The sequence below is a fragment of the Elstera litoralis genome, assembly GCF_000963705.1.
Classification (GTDB): Bacteria; Pseudomonadota; Alphaproteobacteria; order Elsterales; family Elsteraceae; genus Elstera; species Elstera litoralis.
The window spans coordinates 1-940 of record NZ_LAJY01000810.1; the positions used below are offsets into that span (position 1 = coordinate 1).

The 940-nt window shown below is 56.2% G+C and carries 1 protein-coding gene; it reads left to right on the forward strand.

Features of this window, described 5'->3' with window-relative positions; genetic code table 11:
• On the forward strand, positions 1-915 hold a 915-nt coding region (locus VZ95_RS26250), incomplete at its 5' end, for a hypothetical protein (protein ID WP_045777419.1).
• Between the last annotated feature and the right edge of the window lie 25 nt (positions 916-940).

Here is a 940-nt window from a genome sequence, read left to right on the forward strand (position 1 = left end):
ATGCGACTGTCGGGCGGCGAAGAGAAAGGCCGTTTAGTGCCAGGCGATGGGCCGAGTTCGTGGCGCTCGATTTTTCTCGGCACCACCAATTTGACCGTCGACGAAATCCTCACGGCCGGAGGAGAGGCAGTAGACGATGCCCACCACGCCCGTGCCATCGACATTCCATTTCCCGAGAAAACGGATGGAATGTTCGAAAACCTGCATGGGTTCGAGTCGGGGGCCTTACTTTCCAATCATCTCAAAAAGGCCAGTGCCGAGCACTATGGCACGCTCATTCAGGCTTTTCTGCAACGGTTGGTTCAGGCCCGCGCGGATGATGAGGCTGGGCTCAGGGAGCAGTTGGAACGGTGGCGGCAGCGGTATATCCGGCGGGCAAGTGCGAAATTTGGGTGCGATGAAGGCAGGGGTCGCCTCCATGAACGCTTTGCGACCGTCTATCTCGGTGCGCGGCTTGCCATCAAGTTTGGGCTGTTGCCTTGGACATGGCGGGAGTTGCGCAAAGCTATCTTGCGATGCGAGCGGGATCATTTCCGCCTGCGGGCTAAACGGGCCCAAAAGGAGCGCGATGGTCTTGCTGCCTTGAAGGCCTATGTGTCTCAGAATCGCATCAAGATGACCCGCGTGGAGCAGGGCAAGGCCTATGATGAGGCTGAACTGACCAAGGCTCTCGGCCTTCTCTGGATCGAGGGAGGTGATCGGATCGTTGGGTTGGGTACTAAGCGCCTACAAGTGATCTGTGGCGGGAAATCTGCCGCCAAGCGGGTGCTTAAGCTTCTGCATCAACAGGGTGCGTTAGTTAGTGAACGCAAGGGTGATCCTCTCAAGGCACAGCAAAAACAGATCGCGACAAAGGGTAGCGCCAAACCCGCCCGACATTATTACCACATGATTAAAATGGATTCTCTGAAATAACTCTCCAGAAAGGCGGTTCAATTGA